The sequence below is a fragment of the Dysgonomonas mossii genome (genome assembly GCF_004569505.1).
GTDB lineage: Bacteria > Bacteroidota > Bacteroidia > Bacteroidales > Dysgonomonadaceae > Dysgonomonas.
The window spans coordinates 295557-310685 of sequence record NZ_SPPK01000002.1 but is presented as its reverse complement, the minus strand read 5'-3'; the positions used below and the strand labels follow the sequence as shown (position 1 = coordinate 310685).

Genomic DNA, 15129 nt, shown 5'->3' with positions numbered 1-15129 from the left:
CATCACTATTACTCCATACGAACAGGCTTTATATTAAACGGATTCCCTAAAATGAGAATATTTGTATTTGTTTTATAAAAATAATATAAATTTTTCATAAAAGGCCTACAATATCAAAAGTATCAGATAGAATACCAGAGAGGATGTATAAAATAATTTAACAACAAAGACAATAGTTTATCTCATCCAAGGTGCATCATTAGGATCATTCGTTATTGTAACCCTAAAATACTTTATTTGAGATGCTCCACAACTATTTCTTGCGATTACCGAATAGTCATAAACTCCTACAGGAAGATATTTAAATAAGATAGAAATACCGCCTTCATCATCTGTCATATATCGGTAGGATAATGGCTGACCATTTACTTTCCATTCATAAGATGTAGGATAACCAGTAAAAGGAGCATTCAACATAAAGGTACTGGTCATATCTCTATATTGAGTAAGGACATTATTATCCGCAGAATAATTGTATTGAGGCACTCCCACACAGACTACGGAACTTTCGGCTGCATCGCTTTTCTCTCCATTCGCTACGGCTGGCTTCACTCCAGAGCTCTGTCCACATACACCCCCAATATATAAACACATTAGGGTAACCACTAAAATAATTTTTTTCATAAGCATAAAAAAGTTTAGTTAAACAATAGATTTAAAATGCTTCCGAGTTAAAGAAACATACGTATTATATGTATAATAAGTTTTTTAACTTATAAATGAGCTTTCGAGAAGAATATCGCTGTGTTAAAAACGCTGCATATCCACAGGCTCATCACTATTACTCCATACGAACAGGCTTTATATTAAACGGATTCCCTAAAATGAGAATATTTGTATTTGTTTTATAAAAATAATATAAACTTTTCATAAAAGACCTACAATATCAAAAAAAGAACCTCATTATCTTTACTTTATGAGTTTACGAAAACAGAATGTATATGTTAATCACTCAACACCCTTTATCCTGATAGGTTTTTCTTCAATGTTTCTAAATTTTCTTTTGTATCGTGAGACAGCACATTGATAACCAATTCGGAAGGTTGGTCTACCTCCTCCTTTTTTTCTGCAGCTGTAACCTTAGACAGAGCATTTGCATTGTAAACGCCAATACATTCTCCCTCCAGCTGTTGCTGACGAATTGTCAATCGGAGATGCTCTATAGCTTCACCAAAGTGAGGGTCAGACTCATATCGTGCGAAAGTAGCGAGACTGATCCCACAAAAAACGCACAGGCCTTCGATGGTGTATGGGCGTGACACAGGAAGCTCTACCACCTCTCCTACCCTTGCTCCCGAGCGGATCAGCTCGGCTTTGTGCCAGGGATTACTGTCGCACCACTCGAAGTATCTATATGCCTGTGCGAGAAGGCTGCCCGGGCTTTCATACCTTATCTCCCTGCCGTTGTTTTCACGGCTTTTGTAACAGGTTTTGCGGGCAGCCATTATTTATCTTTTTTCAAATGTTTCTTTGCAGTCTTTGCGGATGCGGATTGCACTGCGGAAGTTTCTTTATCTGCAATATGCTCGTTGTCGGAGTTTTTAGCAAGCCAGTTTTTCAACTCTCTTACTTTGCGTATCAGGCAACTGGCACACGACTGAGGGGTTTCGTTTGTGCCGAAAACCCGATTATATAATCCATAGATACGGCTCATCGAGTAACGGTGTGTTTTCTCTACTTCGTGTACCAATGCTTCTACTTCTGATCTTAATGCTAGATTTGTCATTTTATTATTTTTTTGTTGTCGATATATTTTAGAATGAAAAATACAATGAACGCAACTACAATGCCGATACCTGCCAAAGTCCACGATTGCCTCGTAAAAGCAAATATCCCGAACAGCATCCATGTGAGGTGAAAGGTGAGACAGGGACGACAGCTGAAAGGCTTTCGGTCGAGAAAAGCCCACACTTCGGGAAGCCTTAGCGATAGCACCACTCCGCAGTAAAGGGAGGTGACAATGCAACACAGCATCGTAATAATGATAATTAGCGCATCCATATATAATAAGATAATTTTGTAGAGAAATAATGCAGTTTTTGGGGGAGGAAATCTTTTATTTAAGCACCAAAAAGAATTTATTGTCTGCTTTTTATTATTTTTACTTTTATGGAAAATTCCTGTTTTGTCTTTTTGAGTGTAAAGAAAAATCTATTGTTGCAAAACAACGAGATGTAAAACACAGATAGTATATGCAAAAAAGAAAAATCGCATTTATAATAGTTTTAGTTTACAACCTATTGGGGACAATAGCAATATGCTCAATCTACCCATCAGACGCTTTCTACTTCTATCACTCAGAATTCCTGTTTCTTTTCACCTTACCTGTTACTATTATCAGTTTTGGCTATAGATTTATGCAATCGGAACCACTGTGGCCTGTTTTTATTATTCAAACAATTATGTTTATTATTTCAGCTTTGTGTATAGATTGGTTAGTGAGAAGAAGGTTTAGAAAATAAAATATCCACCTCCCTTTGTGAAGAAGGGAGGTGGATAGATAAAATTATTTATACAAGATTTTCATTACTCTAAAGTAGGATCTAATCCACCTACGCCATCGACGGATACAAAGTAATAAATAGTAACAGATTCTTTATCATTACTTGCTGTTACCCATATTGTCATCCCAAATCCCTTACTTATAATATGCTTCTTGTCTACTGTAACAGATGCACTTGTCTTACTACCTTTATATTCGACCGGAAAACCACCATACCATTGGAATTTGGTTGCTCCCCTTATTTCGCTACCGAAGGTTAACGACCCAACTCTGTCGAGTCTACTTATGTCGGTATAGTTCTTGATAGCATTGTAAGAGATGGAACTAGGGTTTGGATCTAAAATAATGCGAACACTGGAGTCTTCAACTGCATAGCTTTGTCCATTATAGGAGACTGTTGCCTTAGCAATGGCATTACCTTCACGTGCAGCATAATATACTGCTTCACATGTACCCTCTCCCGAAAGTAGAGATAGTAGCATTGAGCCTTGCCAATTTACTACTACCTGCTCTCTCATATCAGAAGGTATATCTAATGTATAAGTAATTTTATTCCCTTGATAAACAGCAGAACTACTCGGAATCATTTTGGCTGGTTGGCCTTTTAAAGTACTTGATTTCTTTGACTGACATTGAATATAGGCATTTGCACCCGAACTAATCCGAAATTTACCTTGTACATTTAATCCAACATCCTTATGACTATATTTAACTATAAAGGTTATCGTTCGATAATCATCATTTGGCTTATTTTCTATTCTTCTTAAATAATTTTCATCATAAGTCCAGGATACATAACTATTTATATACAAGTCATTTGTTGATACATGAAGATTATAACTAATTGTATCTCCTGAATAAACCGATCCTGGACCAACTAATTTATAATCACAGCCGCCACCAGTACCACCGCCAGAATCATTACTATCAATAGATACATTATATGTTCCAGAATAAGAACTACTTCCATTCGTATATGAATAAGAACTACTTCCATTCGTATATGAATAAGAAAGCGTTCCGGATTGTCCTGCATTTGTCCATATCACATCTGCAGACATAGCATCAACGTCTTGTGATAGAGTTGTAGTTCCATTCAGAAATTTACCATTTGTTACTTTCCATGTTGCTTTTGTTCCTGATACGCCATGAAAACCAGAAGTAATGCGATAATTATACGTTTGATTTACTTTTGGTCTAGACTCACCTGTTATCATAACAGTATTTTGAGCAAAAGACAACAATGTAAATAATGATAAATAAATCATCAATAAAATTTTCTTCATAAGCTTAATAATTAGTTTAATAGTTCTTTTTAGAAATGTTTTGAATTCAATAAACACATGTGCACAATAAGATAATATTGAAGAAAAAAGATGACGGTTTTTTGACGATTTGGATGATATTTTTTTTATGAAATTGCGAAAGACTCCGCTCTTCAGTACGACAGACAAGGATTATAGCCGCGAGTAATATGCAGGACAATAAAAATTCCTCTCAAAGATTTATTAGATAGTCTTTTATTCCTCCTAAAAGAAACTCCCACAGAAAATTAAGCAGAAAGCACCTACATTACTTTTTTCAATAGCTAATAGACAGAAGTTATTGTATATTTTAACTATTAATAGACAACCCGCTACCAATGACGTATTTAGTACACTAACACAAATCGATTAAGCCCCACAAATAGGCTTTAAATGCTACAAATACGTACACCGCAAAGCTTCCCGAAAGGACAAATATTATTTTATTTACTTTTAAAGTGCTAACTTCGCAGCGAACTTTAGGGCAAATACTAACACAAATTACACTGCATTATTTTTATTTTTTAATACACAAAACTATTATGATAAAATATATAATATTATTATTAGGAATCAGTATCAGTATCTTCTCGCAAGCCCAAGTAACCATCGGGTCTGCCAGCGAGCCTGTATATGGTGCTATCCTCCAACTCAAAGAGAATGATTCGAAGGGTACAAATGCCACTAAAGGCTTTGGTTTTCCGAGAGTTTTTTTATCAAACGGAGACAAACTGTTTCCTATGTTCCCAGAGGGATACAATATCGCACAAGACACTATTAACGAAGGACTAACGGTATACAACACCAATCCTAAGTTTTCTAACGGACGAGGTATATATACATGGCAACTAAACGACTCTTTGTATACATGGACAGCCCTGAAACCAAAAGTGTCGGTTGTAGAAAAAACATTGGCGGTTGTAGTCAAGAATGACAACCAAACTATCGCCGCAAGAACAAATAGTGAAACAAATCCGGCGAGAACAAATATTATATGGGATTCGATAAAAGGTATAAATACAGAAGGCATAAAAATTATAAACAACACAGATATATATCTTCCTCCTCTCAAAGACTTTAAGATAACCGGCTACGTTGGCATTTTTACAAATGGCACTGATGGAAGCGCAACTTATATCGCTAGCCGTTTCTACCTGGTAAAAAATAATAATCCGACTCTTGTTTCACTGCCAATATCTACATGGGGATATTCTGAATCATCTACAGAAAGCTATCACGATGGCGGTGTCACAAACCCGATATGTATTTTGAACTCAGGAAAGGAAGGTTCATTGATACGAATGATAGCTAACGGACCGGCAAACAATAGAGTCACACGCATGGCGGCATCTACATCACATGATGCCAAATATATGAGCTCGATAGGTAGCTATCTACTGATAGAAGAATTATAAAAAAACTATAAGCCTTAATAGCATTACATATCCTTACTAAAATGTAAGATCGTTTCTACACAACAGACAGGACTTCCCAACCTTACAGCCCTTTATTTTATATTGTCATGTGACAGATATAAAATAAAGGGCTTTTTTTATTTTTACAATTCGCAACTTCAATACGAATAAGAACTTCTATACTAATTCTTTGCGTCTTTCGGCAAACTCTTTATTGGCAAGCACCCCTTTCTTGATGCGCGAGATAGCCCGCTGTATATTATGCGCCTTAACCCCTGTAATCTCCGATAGAGAAGTATAGTTTATAGCAGGTTTCAGCGAGATATACATCTTAAACAATTCGAAATCACGAATATCATAATTATCATATACATACTGCATTATATCCGACTCCAACTTACTTTGCTTGGCTTCGATCTCACGGAAATAACCGCTATCGACATCCGACTTGTCGTAGTTGGGCAATAGCTCGCAATATCTGTTTTGCTTGATGCCCTCCGCCATCAGGTTGGTATAATACGAACGGATAAAATAGTGCATGTAATTCTCTATTTTGTTTCCCGAGAAGAGAATGTTCTCGTACATTTTCAGGTAGCTGTCGTTGAAAACATCACAGTTGTACGAACGGCGCACCTCAAGATATTGTGTCAGCTTTTTATTATTGTCGGCAAACCAACGGTTGAAAGCTTCTGCCTTTTCGGCAAAAACGACGTCCGACATATCACGTTTTTTACTGAAATACTTTTTCCCTTTGTTGCCTTTGCTTACGTTGAATAATAGCATAATATAATAAGATAAAGAATGGTTAATAATTGATTATAAATACGTTGAATACACATTTGAGATAAAGATCACTGCACAAAAAAGAGCAAGCGATACCCATCGGGACGGAAATCCCGACAATTGTTAATAGCTACAAATCAGTTGTTAATCAGCGCCTTTGGCTCTGCCCCTTGAATTCGATGCGGCGGGTAACCGAAATAATGCGCTCCATCACCCGCTGACCATAGCGAGCCACAATCTGATCGCCGTTGAGATTGGTGGATACGATAACCAGTTTTCGGTATTTTTCGGCGGCATCCATCACTTCGGCAAAGGCTAGGCGGCGGTTGCCATAATTTACCAAAGTATCTTCCGTACCAATATCGTCGAGACTTATAACATGTTTCCTCAGCAGCTTGTCTATATCGCTGTTCATCTTCTGAGCATCGTACACATTCACCACCTTGTTCATATACTTCAGCAAGATGGCAGGCAGCACATGATAACCCAGCATTGTTTTGCCACGACCATAGTCGCCATACAGAAAAAGTCCCCTCCCCCGATTGTCTGCCAACCAGTCTGCCACTTCTTCATACTCGGGCAGCCAGTTCAATTCGCTCCTTTTCTGTGCCAGACAGTCTTTCATATAGTGATAGAGCACCGTGCGTGCTTCGGGCACACGTACTATCACTTGATTCTGAGGCACAGGCATATCGTGCTCTTTCATTCGACAGCATATTTCATTAAAATCGTTCATCTCCTAAGCTTTTTTGTTGTTTACTCTCGGCTACGGGCTGCATATAATCCTCCGATTTTTCCCACGTGCGGACAGCAGCCTGCCAGTTTTTCATTTTGTTACGCCCTATCATCCAGTCTTTTGCTGTATAGAAGTCTATAAACTTACGGGCATCTACCCTGCCGCCCCTTTGGTTGCAATAAGCCTCCACCTCCTCGAAGGTGGGCACTACGAATACGGATTTTGCATTGCTCTCATCGCCTGTAAAGGGCAACCTTTTCTTTTCAGGTTTTACCTGCTTCTTACTTGCCGGTCTGCACCCTTTTTTGTTGTACAAGAGTGTATATACGGGCGAACGAAGCCTGCGCTGTCCTGCCTCAAAGTCTATCAGCCCCTTCTCTTTTAGCCTGTTGCGTGCATCTATCATGGTCTTTTCGCTAAAACCGATCGTAGCACAGACAATACCGTTGGTACACTCGAAAGGGTTTTCCCATTGGCGAGCGTTCGACTCCTGCATCAGGAAGTAATACAGATCTGCCTCGCTGGAGCTCAATCGCACCTTACGGCGGACTTGCCAAAATAGATTTATGAGTTCAATGTAGTTCATACAAGCGATTAATTGTTTTACAGCCGGTGTTCGGTTAGTTCTTGCCGGAGAGGCACACATTGCACTCCCATTAGCTTGTGTATCTGTCGGAAAGTATATCCCGCGATTGTTCACATGCTTCGCTTTCGTTACGGTTATATTCTTCCACTATGGCTCGCAAGCGTGAAGTCAGCACAGCAGAGTCTTCGTAGAGTAAATCCCAGTCGCTATCGAGTACTTCAGAGGTTTTCAGTTGTACGGTATCCATGTATGTTTCAAACTCTACACACACCCGCACACCGTTAATCACATCGTCAAAATCGGGTATCTCCGACCTGTCGGATTCATACAAATGGCCGGTAACGGCTTTCACTAAGCTTGCCATCTGTCTTTCATTGCAATAGCAGTCAATTTTCATTGCTCCCATTTTTCTTTCGTTTTAATTGCCAGATTGTATTTATTTTCTTTAATTTGATAGTAAATAATACTTTCAATACAAATATACACATACTTGTGAATAAATAATACACATTTATGTGAATATTATAGTTAATTATAGTTAACTCGTGTTGAATAGGCAATACAGCATAGATAATGAATAAGATAGCTCGGTAATCATTTTCTAGCAAAGACTTAAGAAGAAAGAAAAGAAGAAGAAAAAGCAAAATAATCACATTACATGCCCATTTAATAATACACATATTAGTGAACAATGGAAATACATGAGAGAATAAAGAAAATAAGGGAAGATTTGTTTAAAGGGTCTAACAGCGAATTCGCCAGATCGATAGACGAAAAACCAAATACGACTAGCAACTGGATAAGTGGAAACCGAAAAATCGGATTGGAAGTGATAGAGAAAATACTTGCCCGTCTACCACAAATAAATGCAAGCTGGCTACTCACCGAAGAAGGGCCGATGATGAAAGCCGACGCTGACAAGGAAGAGCCTTACCTGATAACAAAGGCGGGAGTGAAATACTTTCAGTTGGCAAACGGAAAATACCTGATGCGGGTTCCCTTTGTGCCGATAAAAGCCTATGCCAAGTACATAGACGACTATCGTGATGCCGAGTTTAGCGGTTCGCTCGACGAGTACAATTTCATTGTAGACCAGATAGGACACGGAAAGTATATGGCCTTTGAGATAAAGGGCGACAGCATGGACGACGATACACGCAAAAGCCTCGCAAACGGCGACATCGTGCTGGGGCGTGAACTGGGATCGGAACACTGGAGAGACAAGTTGCGTACAAATGAGTATCCGAACTGGATAATTGTGCTCGACAACACCATCCTCTGCAAACAGATAATAAATCAGGACGTAGAAAAAGGCACGATTACCTGTCATTCGCTAAACACCTCACCCGAATATTCAGACTTCGAGTTGAGCTTTAACGATATACGGCAGATGTTCAATATTATACAAAGGGTATCGAATATGATGTAACTTTTTGAGCAAAAGAAGAGACGTATACTAGGACAGTAGGGGCGATCCCTTGTGGTCGCCCGGATACAAACGGGCAGGGACAAGCCACTGCCCCTACGTATAGGACATCGTTCTTTCGGATTAACGCCGTCCTTTCGGATTTGCAATCCAAAAGCTATTCTTATCCGGATTTTAAATCCTTACAATAAAACTTCGGGGTTACAAACCCCGAAGGACGAAGAAATCAACAGAAGGGAGGACCATAAAATATGGGGAGTTTTCTAAAACTTAACCATAAAGACATGCCAATATAACAATAAATAAATATTATAAAATAGGGGAATACCGAAATATGACTTTTTATGTGTTAAATCAAACATTAACATATTAAAAAGAAGACACTTAGACATGTGACCCACAACCCAAAATATGACTTTTTTAGGGCTGTAAAATTATGCTAAAAAATTATTTTTCTATTAACATAAAAATAAATATCAAAATTATAATTCTGTTACAGAAATAGATGTATATTTGATCATAAATAGCATATTATCAGGCAACACAAAACGTTCAAGACTTCATTTTCGATATGAATTTCGATATGAATTGAAATGAGTTCGGACAATACAAATCAATATTTCTGACGATAATTCATTAGAATCTTGTGCCTTAAATGTGCAAAAAGAGGTAAGCTCTTGTGAGATAGAGAGTGAGTACTAAAGTTAAGATTGATATTGTTGTTTTAGAAACAATGGAATAAATGTAATGTACAATATAAGTAATTCATAGAACAGTAAGTATGTTAACAAAAAGTAGTGATAAAATTAATACTTCAATAAATAATAAACCATAAATCAGGCAGAATGAACACAATACACTATTTATTCATCGTATCGCTTCTGATATTTGCAGTTTTCTTTCTTTTTGCAGGGTGGAAAAACATCAAACTATTGCTAGACGACTGGGATTACATCAAATCGAACAAAACGGGCGTGGGGAGATTCCTTTATGTTGCCGGTTTTGTAGGTATCGCTGTATTGCTCTCTGTCTTAGGCTTCATTTTCATCTACTTCCTACAGATTGCCAGTTCGCAAGCTTATCTATTTTCGGAGTAAGAACTAGAACAGAAAACTTTACAATAAACGAAGGCCTACGCCACCATTCCCTCTACATCAAAAGCAAAGGGAAAGACTATTTTTTCGCTGGTCTTTCTAGCTTGCACGTTAAGATCACAACTGCAACAAGGCTATTCTTGTGCAAAAAAATGACAAAAACCCCCACATATATTCTACAAAAAAGTCATATAAAGCCCCCTACCGAAGAGGGTTAAACGACTGATATAAAAAATATTATTATCAGCATATCGGTACAAAAAGTCATATCGCACAAAAAATGATAAAAAAGGATTCATCTTATCATTAGATTTGCATAGAATTCATTGATATCACCTTTCCTTTTATGTGTAAGATTATGTCTAAATATTATATCTCCATTGAGCACACCGAGGACATCGACACCGGGCAATATGCGATCAATGATCCGGATATTCTGATCAAAAAGCGCAGCTTCTTGATATTTGACATGATTGTAAAAAACTTTGGAACGTATAACCGTGACTTAAAGGAATATGCTGATAGATATTGTAAAATATTAAACTCGGTATCTCTCTAAACATGATAAAATTTGTCTTTATATAAATCCGAAGAGGCTGTACACCCAACACAAGCCTCATCCATTCAAAAATCCTAATCCTTAAGATCATTCTCAGTAATTAAGAAAGGTCCACAAAATCACTTTGTAGACCTTTCACTTACACAAACTTTACAAACTACTTAATATATTAAAAAATACGAAAACCTATATTTTTTAATAAAAAAACAGATTAATAAAACTTTAGATTTTTCCTCAAAAAGAACAAAACTTATAAAATTATTTTGCTTTTTTTGATAGTTTGATAGTCCATATGAGAGTATTTAAAATAACTTATTATTGTTGTATTTGTAATGTTTACACAAAGATAGTCAATTTCACACATTATAAAAATTAATTCTCCTAAAAAAAATCACCTACAACCCTCTGCCAGAGCATATATGCTAATAATTCGTTAATATATAGCGTATTATATACGTCATAAAAAATGTGATTTTATTTAAAAAAATTTCAAACGCCTACTTTAAACCTCCGCATTACCAAATATCCGAGCAGAAACAGCAACAAAATCCTGCCACACCAGATCTGAAAAGACTGGAAAGAAGTCAGCCTGTTTACTTCCTGCACCTCTACCACCGGATAGGGCACGGCTATGCTGTCGGTCTTAAATACTGAATCCCTCACCACCTTGTCTCGATAGAGATATTTATACTTCTCGAGCCATACCGTATCGCCTTTCATCTTTATCAGCACAGAGTCGTACAGGTGAACCGAGTCACGCAACAGCTTGTCCCGATATTCCACCCTAATGCTTTCTACAGGCACATACACCGTTTTGGCCTTGCAAGACGCAAGTATCACAAGCAGCAAACAGACCGACAAACCAGCTGCATATCGCTTTACAGATTTTAGAATCATTCTTCAAATTTTAAATCGTTAATCCTGTTTAACCACCCTCTCCTGAACTTTCGATTCGCCGGACGTGCTGCCACAATCCTATTCACAAAGGCGATACGCTCTTGGCGGATTTTTTCGAAAAGTTCACACTGAGGTGTATAATCATTCACAGCAGCCAACGTTTGGTTGCCCACAACACCATCGGCAGTAACGCCCAAGATCTTTTGCGGCAACTTGATGCCATAGCTGCCCGAAGCCCATACCCAGTCGACAAGGATATTGGCTATGCTCTGATTCACAATCTTATCCCCCTGCCACTTGTCCCAATAGAGGCTTTTGAGCACATCCGCCCACTCTGCGTCCGAAATATTCTTCAGGTCGGCAACGGTGGTTGTGGCGTATCCTCTTTGGCGGCGGTAGAACCTGTAGGTAGCTATCGTTATGCCCTTATTGGTAGCTCCGCCCCTATCGTCGGGATCGTCTACAAAGCCACCTTCCCATCGGAGAATAAATGGAATAAGCAGTTCAACCTTTGCCATCTTTGTCTTCATTTTTCTTTTCGTCTTCTACTTCTATGATATCGGTTTTCTTTCCAAAAAACTTTAGAATGTTCACCTTCACGTTTTTACCTCTCGATGCGAAGTAATTCACATAAATGCTTTCCAATTCTACCCCGTATATAATCACAAGCATGAGCATAGGGAGCAACTCCACGCCAAAAGGCAAAGCAAATGCCTGTCCGAAGGTGTATGCCAATATAACCCAAATGATGTAGCTAGTTATCTTGTCGATTGTACGGCGCACGGCTTTCGATTTCTTTACGTCTTCTTTTCTGGCTTTGGCGGCGGCTATTCCAAACTTCAGGTCGGCAAGCGTTAGTGTCAGTGCCAGGATCAAGAGCCATTTAGCCCAAATAAAGAAATCCAGAAGCCCTACTAAAAAATTATCGGTGTATGTCATAAGTTATTTTTATTTGTTTGTTGTTTTTGTGATGAATAAAAAATGTCGGATTGTTTTCTTTGGGGAACACTCGTCCTTCGGGATTTGTAATTCCGAAAATTTACGAAGCAGGGGAGCCCTTACGTTGTAAGGGATTTGTAATCCCCTACAACGAGTTTACAAGAATGTGCCGTAATTGAGTCCGGCGTCTGTCTTATTAATAAATACCGCCTCCACTTTACTGCGGCTCTTTTCGCCGGCTTCTGATTTGTCGATCAATATCAAACTGATCTTGCTGTTTTGCAGAGACATTGTCTCTACGTCCTTATTGTTCAAGTCTGCCATGTTATATCGGGTTTTGTGTGGTTATTTTCAATCTCAATTGCATAAATGCCCCTTTGATAGGAAAAGCCAATTCGCCCGGGTTACCACTCATTGCCAGCACCGAGTTGTAGAAGTCGGGGTGCCCCGATGCAATGTAATTGCCAGCCTTGTCTCGCTGCATTTCAGCCTGCTGCGCATTGTTGAGGCTCATAAGGCAACGCAGGTCGTTGGGCAATACATCAAACCATTTGGGCTTTTGCTCATTCTGCCAAAAAGCCTTGTCGGTGGCGTCTGTGTCGTTTTCGTTATAGAAGTCTTTCCAGCATCTTCGAAGCTGCACATTGCCTGTCAGCGTAAAAGTAGATTTCCCCGCCTCTGCCACAAACGAAGAATATGCCGGATAGTTTATTCCGTTGTATGTCACACTACCCGAAGCGTCGCTCACCAATTTGGGCTCTACAAAATACCAATATCCGGCTTGCAGGCTTCCCGAAGCAATTGCACCCGAAGGTATCTTATTTACAATACGCATCTGAACAGTAGAGTGCAACACCTTATCCAGAACCTCATACACGATGGCGTTAGACGTTTCGGGTACAAATGAAGTGACACCTGCCATTCCGTTAAAAATATTGTTGCGGGAAATTACAGCCGAACTATACGTCACTCCGTTGTATTTCACCTTTGCCTCCTGACCATCCTTCGAACGCACAATGTAAGCACGATGCACACCATTGCTGTAAGGTACAATGCCTCCGTCTTTGTTTACCTCAACGGACGAAAATGATGGCGTGCTGTCGATCAATACGCCTTGATCTATAGGCAGATTGTGTATAATATCCAACTTATTGAGCTGATATTTACCTCCCAGCCAGATTATATTTGTAGCACATTCACCCGCTACAGCCTGCGAAACGTCGATATTGGAAGCCAATGCTATAGAGCCGTCCGTTATGGCAAGCGAGCTATTGGCATAGACCGGCGAAAAGCTTGCCGACTTGCTTTTGTCGGATGTGATACCGATGGCGTCACATCTGTCGAAGGAATAACCGAAATATACCAAATGCCTTTTTTCGTAATTGTGCAAAGCTGAATCTTTTTTCACAAGACCGTCTACACACGAGTTTTTAGAGAAAATCCATTTGCCCTGCTTCATCGTCTCGCCCATGTCTGTAACATTGGGCACCGTAATAGATTGCGCCTCGCAGCGGGCTACAAAATCAGCTCTCAGCTCCTCTTCCGTGTTACCGTTCAGTGCCTTGTACTCGGTTTCTGCTCCGATCTTGAGTTCGCAATCGTTGAATGCCACAAAATTATTCCTGTAACCGGATACATCAGAGCTCAAGATGGTTACCTTACAGTGATCGAACAAATCAAGATTGGTATTCGACAATACGGCATCGGGTACATTTATAAATGAGTTTCCCCCGTTGGTCGAAGTCTTGGCATAGAGCTTACAACTGTGTTTTGTTCCCGAAAGGTCTGAATAGATAGTACATCCGACAAATATATATCCGGTACGGTATAAAGGCTGTGATATATGCCTCACAGTCATATCATAGAAGTAAAGGCTATTTTGCCAAACAGAACCTTCCCCATAGGCATTTATGTTTTTATTCCATATCGTACTATCCATGCCACTACCTATCATATGCAAATAGTTGTAATTTGCACTCGCCTCTGTAACAATAGAGCCGGTATGAATACCGCCGGAGAAGACGTTCTTGGTCACTCCCGAATTTCGCTTTAGATCTATAACTCCATGAGACTTCGCCGGATTTGTCCTTGTGTACACAGATCGTGTTCTCTGATCGTAGGCTGTAGCACTTAGCGCAGAAAAGAAAGCAACATTATCTATACTCTCATCCAGCCTGCCATACTTATCTCTATAATTATACTTGCCCATCGTCTTCTGTTTTTTCGGTTATTATCACTCGTCCTGTAGCCAGTACAAGAACATTACAATTGTCAAAGTCTGCCCTGTCGTTCTCTTCCAAATCGTTATACAATCGCCTGAATGGATGTGACTGACTGTCAAACAGCAGATTGTCATCGACCTCAAATGTGACATCGCCTTTCTTTACTTCGTATATCATGGTAATGTAGCTTTTGCGTAAATAAATAAGTATCCGGTAGGCTCTGTGCCAACTTTTTCGACCTTAAATTCCACAAGCGACTTCGCCTTTATCTTTACCGATACGGTTTTACCTAAGGGCACTTCTTTGCCGTCTACCCATAGTTTGGATACATTCATCGCCTCTACCCGATAGATTATCATCTCCTCGCCTATAAACATTTCGTAGGGCGAAGCAAGTCCCATATTGATCGACATGCGACGCTCCAACTGCAACTGCTTTGCATATTCTGCCAGATTCTCGAACAGGTACTTGCCCGAGCTGAGCGCACCGTTGCTATCTTTCTTCGAACCGAATATCCAGAAACCGCTCGGTTCTTTGATTTCGGGAAGCTCCGACAAGGGGATAGCTGCTATTTTAGTGTTTTCTGCCATATTTTTTTGATTTATTTTTATTCTAAAATCTTCTTTGTTCTTCCGATTCTCTTTTTCTATACAATTTGTTTTATC

The 15129-nt window shown here is 39.2% G+C and carries 20 protein-coding genes; 4 read left to right on the top strand and 16 right to left on the bottom strand.

What is annotated here, in order from left to right:
- Positions 1-177: 177 nt before the first annotated feature.
- The 5 genes from E4T88_RS06645 to E4T88_RS06625 form a co-directional block, all read right to left on the bottom strand.
- On the bottom strand, positions 178-624 hold the full coding sequence (locus E4T88_RS06645; protein ID WP_135104689.1) for a hypothetical protein: 447 nt from the start codon (positions 622-624) through the stop codon (positions 178-180).
- A 338-nt stretch (positions 625-962) separates the two neighbouring features.
- On the bottom strand, positions 963-1445 hold the full coding sequence (locus tag E4T88_RS06640; RefSeq protein WP_135104688.1) for a terminase small subunit: 483 nt from the start codon (positions 1443-1445) through the stop codon (positions 963-965).
- A complete protein-coding gene (locus E4T88_RS06635) occupies positions 1445-1726 on the bottom strand; it encodes a hypothetical protein (protein ID WP_135104687.1) in 282 nt (93 codons plus the stop codon). The genes E4T88_RS06640 and E4T88_RS06635 overlap by 1 nt, the downstream gene beginning before the upstream one ends.
- Positions 1723-2001, bottom strand: coding sequence for a hypothetical protein (locus tag E4T88_RS06630; protein ID WP_135104686.1), 279 nt, complete (start codon positions 1999-2001; stop codon positions 1723-1725). The genes E4T88_RS06635 and E4T88_RS06630 overlap by 4 nt, the downstream gene beginning before the upstream one ends.
- A gap of 525 nt (positions 2002-2526) precedes the next feature.
- The gene (locus tag E4T88_RS06625) at positions 2527-3771 is read right to left on the bottom strand and encodes a hypothetical protein (RefSeq protein WP_228093784.1); all 1245 of its coding nucleotides are present in this window, start codon (positions 3769-3771) and stop codon (positions 2527-2529) included.
- Positions 3772-4349: 578 nt separating this feature from the next.
- On the opposite strand from E4T88_RS06625, the gene E4T88_RS06620 reads away from it, so the two are divergent.
- On the top strand, positions 4350-5222 hold the full coding sequence (locus tag E4T88_RS06620; protein ID WP_135104685.1) for a phage tail-like protein: 873 nt from the start codon (positions 4350-4352) through the stop codon (positions 5220-5222).
- A gap of 177 nt (positions 5223-5399) precedes the next feature.
- Here the strand turns inward: E4T88_RS06620 and E4T88_RS06615 are convergent, their stop codons facing one another.
- The 4 genes from E4T88_RS06615 to E4T88_RS06600 form a co-directional block, all read right to left on the bottom strand.
- Positions 5400-6005, bottom strand: a complete 606-nt coding sequence (locus E4T88_RS06615; RefSeq protein WP_135104684.1) for a hypothetical protein — start codon at positions 6003-6005, stop codon at positions 5400-5402.
- Between the two features lie 148 nt (positions 6006-6153).
- Positions 6154-6711 (bottom strand): P-loop NTPase family protein, encoded by a 558-nt coding sequence (locus E4T88_RS06610; RefSeq protein ID WP_228093783.1) that lies wholly within the window; start codon positions 6709-6711, stop codon positions 6154-6156.
- A gap of 16 nt (positions 6712-6727) precedes the next feature.
- A complete protein-coding gene (locus E4T88_RS06605) occupies positions 6728-7327 on the bottom strand; it encodes a hypothetical protein (protein WP_135104682.1) in 600 nt (199 codons plus the stop codon).
- Positions 7328-7397: 70 nt separating this feature from the next.
- Entirely contained in the window at positions 7398-7733 is a 336-nt protein-coding gene (locus E4T88_RS06600) for a hypothetical protein (protein ID WP_135104681.1), read from the bottom strand.
- A gap of 285 nt (positions 7734-8018) precedes the next feature.
- Here E4T88_RS06600 and E4T88_RS06595 point away from each other — a divergent pair, with 285 nt between their 5' ends.
- The 3 genes from E4T88_RS06595 to E4T88_RS06585 all read left to right on the top strand — a co-directional run bounded on the left by E4T88_RS06595 (position 8019) and on the right by E4T88_RS06585 (position 10406).
- Positions 8019-8756, top strand: a complete 738-nt coding sequence (locus tag E4T88_RS06595; protein ID WP_135104680.1) for a LexA family transcriptional regulator — start codon at positions 8019-8021, stop codon at positions 8754-8756.
- A gap of 842 nt (positions 8757-9598) precedes the next feature.
- Positions 9599-9850, top strand: coding sequence for a hypothetical protein (locus E4T88_RS06590; RefSeq protein ID WP_135104679.1), 252 nt, complete (start codon positions 9599-9601; stop codon positions 9848-9850).
- Between the two features lie 355 nt (positions 9851-10205).
- Positions 10206-10406 (top strand): hypothetical protein, encoded by a 201-nt coding sequence (locus E4T88_RS06585; RefSeq protein ID WP_228093781.1) that lies wholly within the window; start codon positions 10206-10208, stop codon positions 10404-10406.
- Positions 10407-10895: 489 nt separating this feature from the next.
- Here the strand turns inward: E4T88_RS06585 and E4T88_RS06580 are convergent, their stop codons facing one another.
- From E4T88_RS06580 to E4T88_RS06555, 7 genes are all read right to left on the bottom strand, one after another.
- Positions 10896-11303: a hypothetical protein gene (locus E4T88_RS06580; protein ID WP_135104677.1), complete on the bottom strand. Its 408-nt coding sequence runs from the start codon at positions 11301-11303 to the stop codon at positions 10896-10898.
- Positions 11300-11821 carry a glycoside hydrolase family 108 protein gene (locus tag E4T88_RS06575; protein WP_135105274.1) on the bottom strand — a complete coding sequence of 174 codons (522 nt, stop codon included), beginning with the start codon at positions 11819-11821 and terminating at the stop codon, positions 11300-11302. The genes E4T88_RS06580 and E4T88_RS06575 overlap by 4 nt, the downstream gene beginning before the upstream one ends.
- Positions 11808-12242, bottom strand: a complete 435-nt coding sequence (locus E4T88_RS06570; protein ID WP_135104676.1) for a phage holin family protein — start codon at positions 12240-12242, stop codon at positions 11808-11810. Before E4T88_RS06570 ends, E4T88_RS06575 begins: the two co-directional genes overlap by 14 nt.
- Before the next feature lie 156 nt (positions 12243-12398).
- Positions 12399-12566, bottom strand: coding sequence for a hypothetical protein (locus E4T88_RS17970; RefSeq protein WP_167755437.1), 168 nt, complete (start codon positions 12564-12566; stop codon positions 12399-12401).
- A gap of 1 nt (position 12567) precedes the next feature.
- On the bottom strand, positions 12568-14451 hold the full coding sequence (locus E4T88_RS06565; RefSeq protein ID WP_135104675.1) for a hypothetical protein: 1884 nt from the start codon (positions 14449-14451) through the stop codon (positions 12568-12570).
- Positions 14438-14641: a cupredoxin domain-containing protein gene (locus E4T88_RS06560; protein ID WP_135104674.1), complete on the bottom strand. Its 204-nt coding sequence runs from the start codon at positions 14639-14641 to the stop codon at positions 14438-14440. The genes E4T88_RS06565 and E4T88_RS06560 overlap by 14 nt, the downstream gene beginning before the upstream one ends.
- The gene (locus E4T88_RS06555; protein ID WP_135104673.1) at positions 14638-15054 is read right to left on the bottom strand and encodes a hypothetical protein; all 417 of its coding nucleotides are present in this window, start codon (positions 15052-15054) and stop codon (positions 14638-14640) included. The genes E4T88_RS06560 and E4T88_RS06555 overlap by 4 nt, the downstream gene beginning before the upstream one ends.
- Positions 15055-15129 lie beyond the last annotated feature (75 nt).

Bases quoted from the DNA above. Each gene is read 5' to 3' on its own strand.
- E4T88_RS06620 (WP_135104685.1), top strand. From the start codon at position 4,350: ATGATAAAATATATAATATTATTATTAGGAATCAGTATCAGTATCTTC.
- E4T88_RS06590 (WP_135104679.1), top strand. From the start codon at position 9,599: ATGAACACAATACACTATTTATTCATCGTATCGCTTCTGATATTTGCA.
- E4T88_RS06600 (WP_135104681.1), bottom strand. From the start codon at position 7,733: ATGGGAGCAATGAAAATTGACTGCTATTGCAATGAAAGACAGATGGCA.
- E4T88_RS06555 (WP_135104673.1), bottom strand. From the start codon at position 15,054: ATGGCAGAAAACACTAAAATAGCAGCTATCCCCTTGTCGGAGCTTCCC.
- E4T88_RS06570 (WP_135104676.1), bottom strand. From the start codon at position 12,242: ATGACATACACCGATAATTTTTTAGTAGGGCTTCTGGATTTCTTTATT.
- E4T88_RS06610 (WP_228093783.1), bottom strand. From the start codon at position 6,711: ATGAAAGAGCACGATATGCCTGTGCCTCAGAATCAAGTGATAGTACGT.
- E4T88_RS06640 (WP_135104688.1), bottom strand. From the start codon at position 1,445: ATGGCTGCCCGCAAAACCTGTTACAAAAGCCGTGAAAACAACGGCAGG.
- E4T88_RS06575 (WP_135105274.1), bottom strand. From the start codon at position 11,821: ATGGCAAAGGTTGAACTGCTTATTCCATTTATTCTCCGATGGGAAGGT.
- E4T88_RS06645 (WP_135104689.1), bottom strand. From the start codon at position 624: ATGAAAAAAATTATTTTAGTGGTTACCCTAATGTGTTTATATATTGGG.
- E4T88_RS06635 (WP_135104687.1), bottom strand. From the start codon at position 1,726: ATGACAAATCTAGCATTAAGATCAGAAGTAGAAGCATTGGTACACGAA.
- E4T88_RS17970 (WP_167755437.1), bottom strand. From the start codon at position 12,566: ATGGCAGACTTGAACAATAAGGACGTAGAGACAATGTCTCTGCAAAAC.
- E4T88_RS06585 (WP_228093781.1), top strand. From the start codon at position 10,206: ATGTCTAAATATTATATCTCCATTGAGCACACCGAGGACATCGACACC.
- E4T88_RS06615 (WP_135104684.1), bottom strand. From the start codon at position 6,005: ATGCTATTATTCAACGTAAGCAAAGGCAACAAAGGGAAAAAGTATTTC.
- E4T88_RS06625 (WP_228093784.1), bottom strand. From the start codon at position 3,771: ATGATTTATTTATCATTATTTACATTGTTGTCTTTTGCTCAAAATACT.
- E4T88_RS06630 (WP_135104686.1), bottom strand. From the start codon at position 2,001: ATGGATGCGCTAATTATCATTATTACGATGCTGTGTTGCATTGTCACC.
- E4T88_RS06605 (WP_135104682.1), bottom strand. From the start codon at position 7,327: ATGAACTACATTGAACTCATAAATCTATTTTGGCAAGTCCGCCGTAAG.
- E4T88_RS06580 (WP_135104677.1), bottom strand. From the start codon at position 11,303: ATGATTCTAAAATCTGTAAAGCGATATGCAGCTGGTTTGTCGGTCTGT.
- E4T88_RS06560 (WP_135104674.1), bottom strand. From the start codon at position 14,641: ATGATATACGAAGTAAAGAAAGGCGATGTCACATTTGAGGTCGATGAC.
- E4T88_RS06565 (WP_135104675.1), bottom strand. From the start codon at position 14,451: ATGGGCAAGTATAATTATAGAGATAAGTATGGCAGGCTGGATGAGAGT.
- E4T88_RS06595 (WP_135104680.1), top strand. From the start codon at position 8,019: ATGGAAATACATGAGAGAATAAAGAAAATAAGGGAAGATTTGTTTAAA.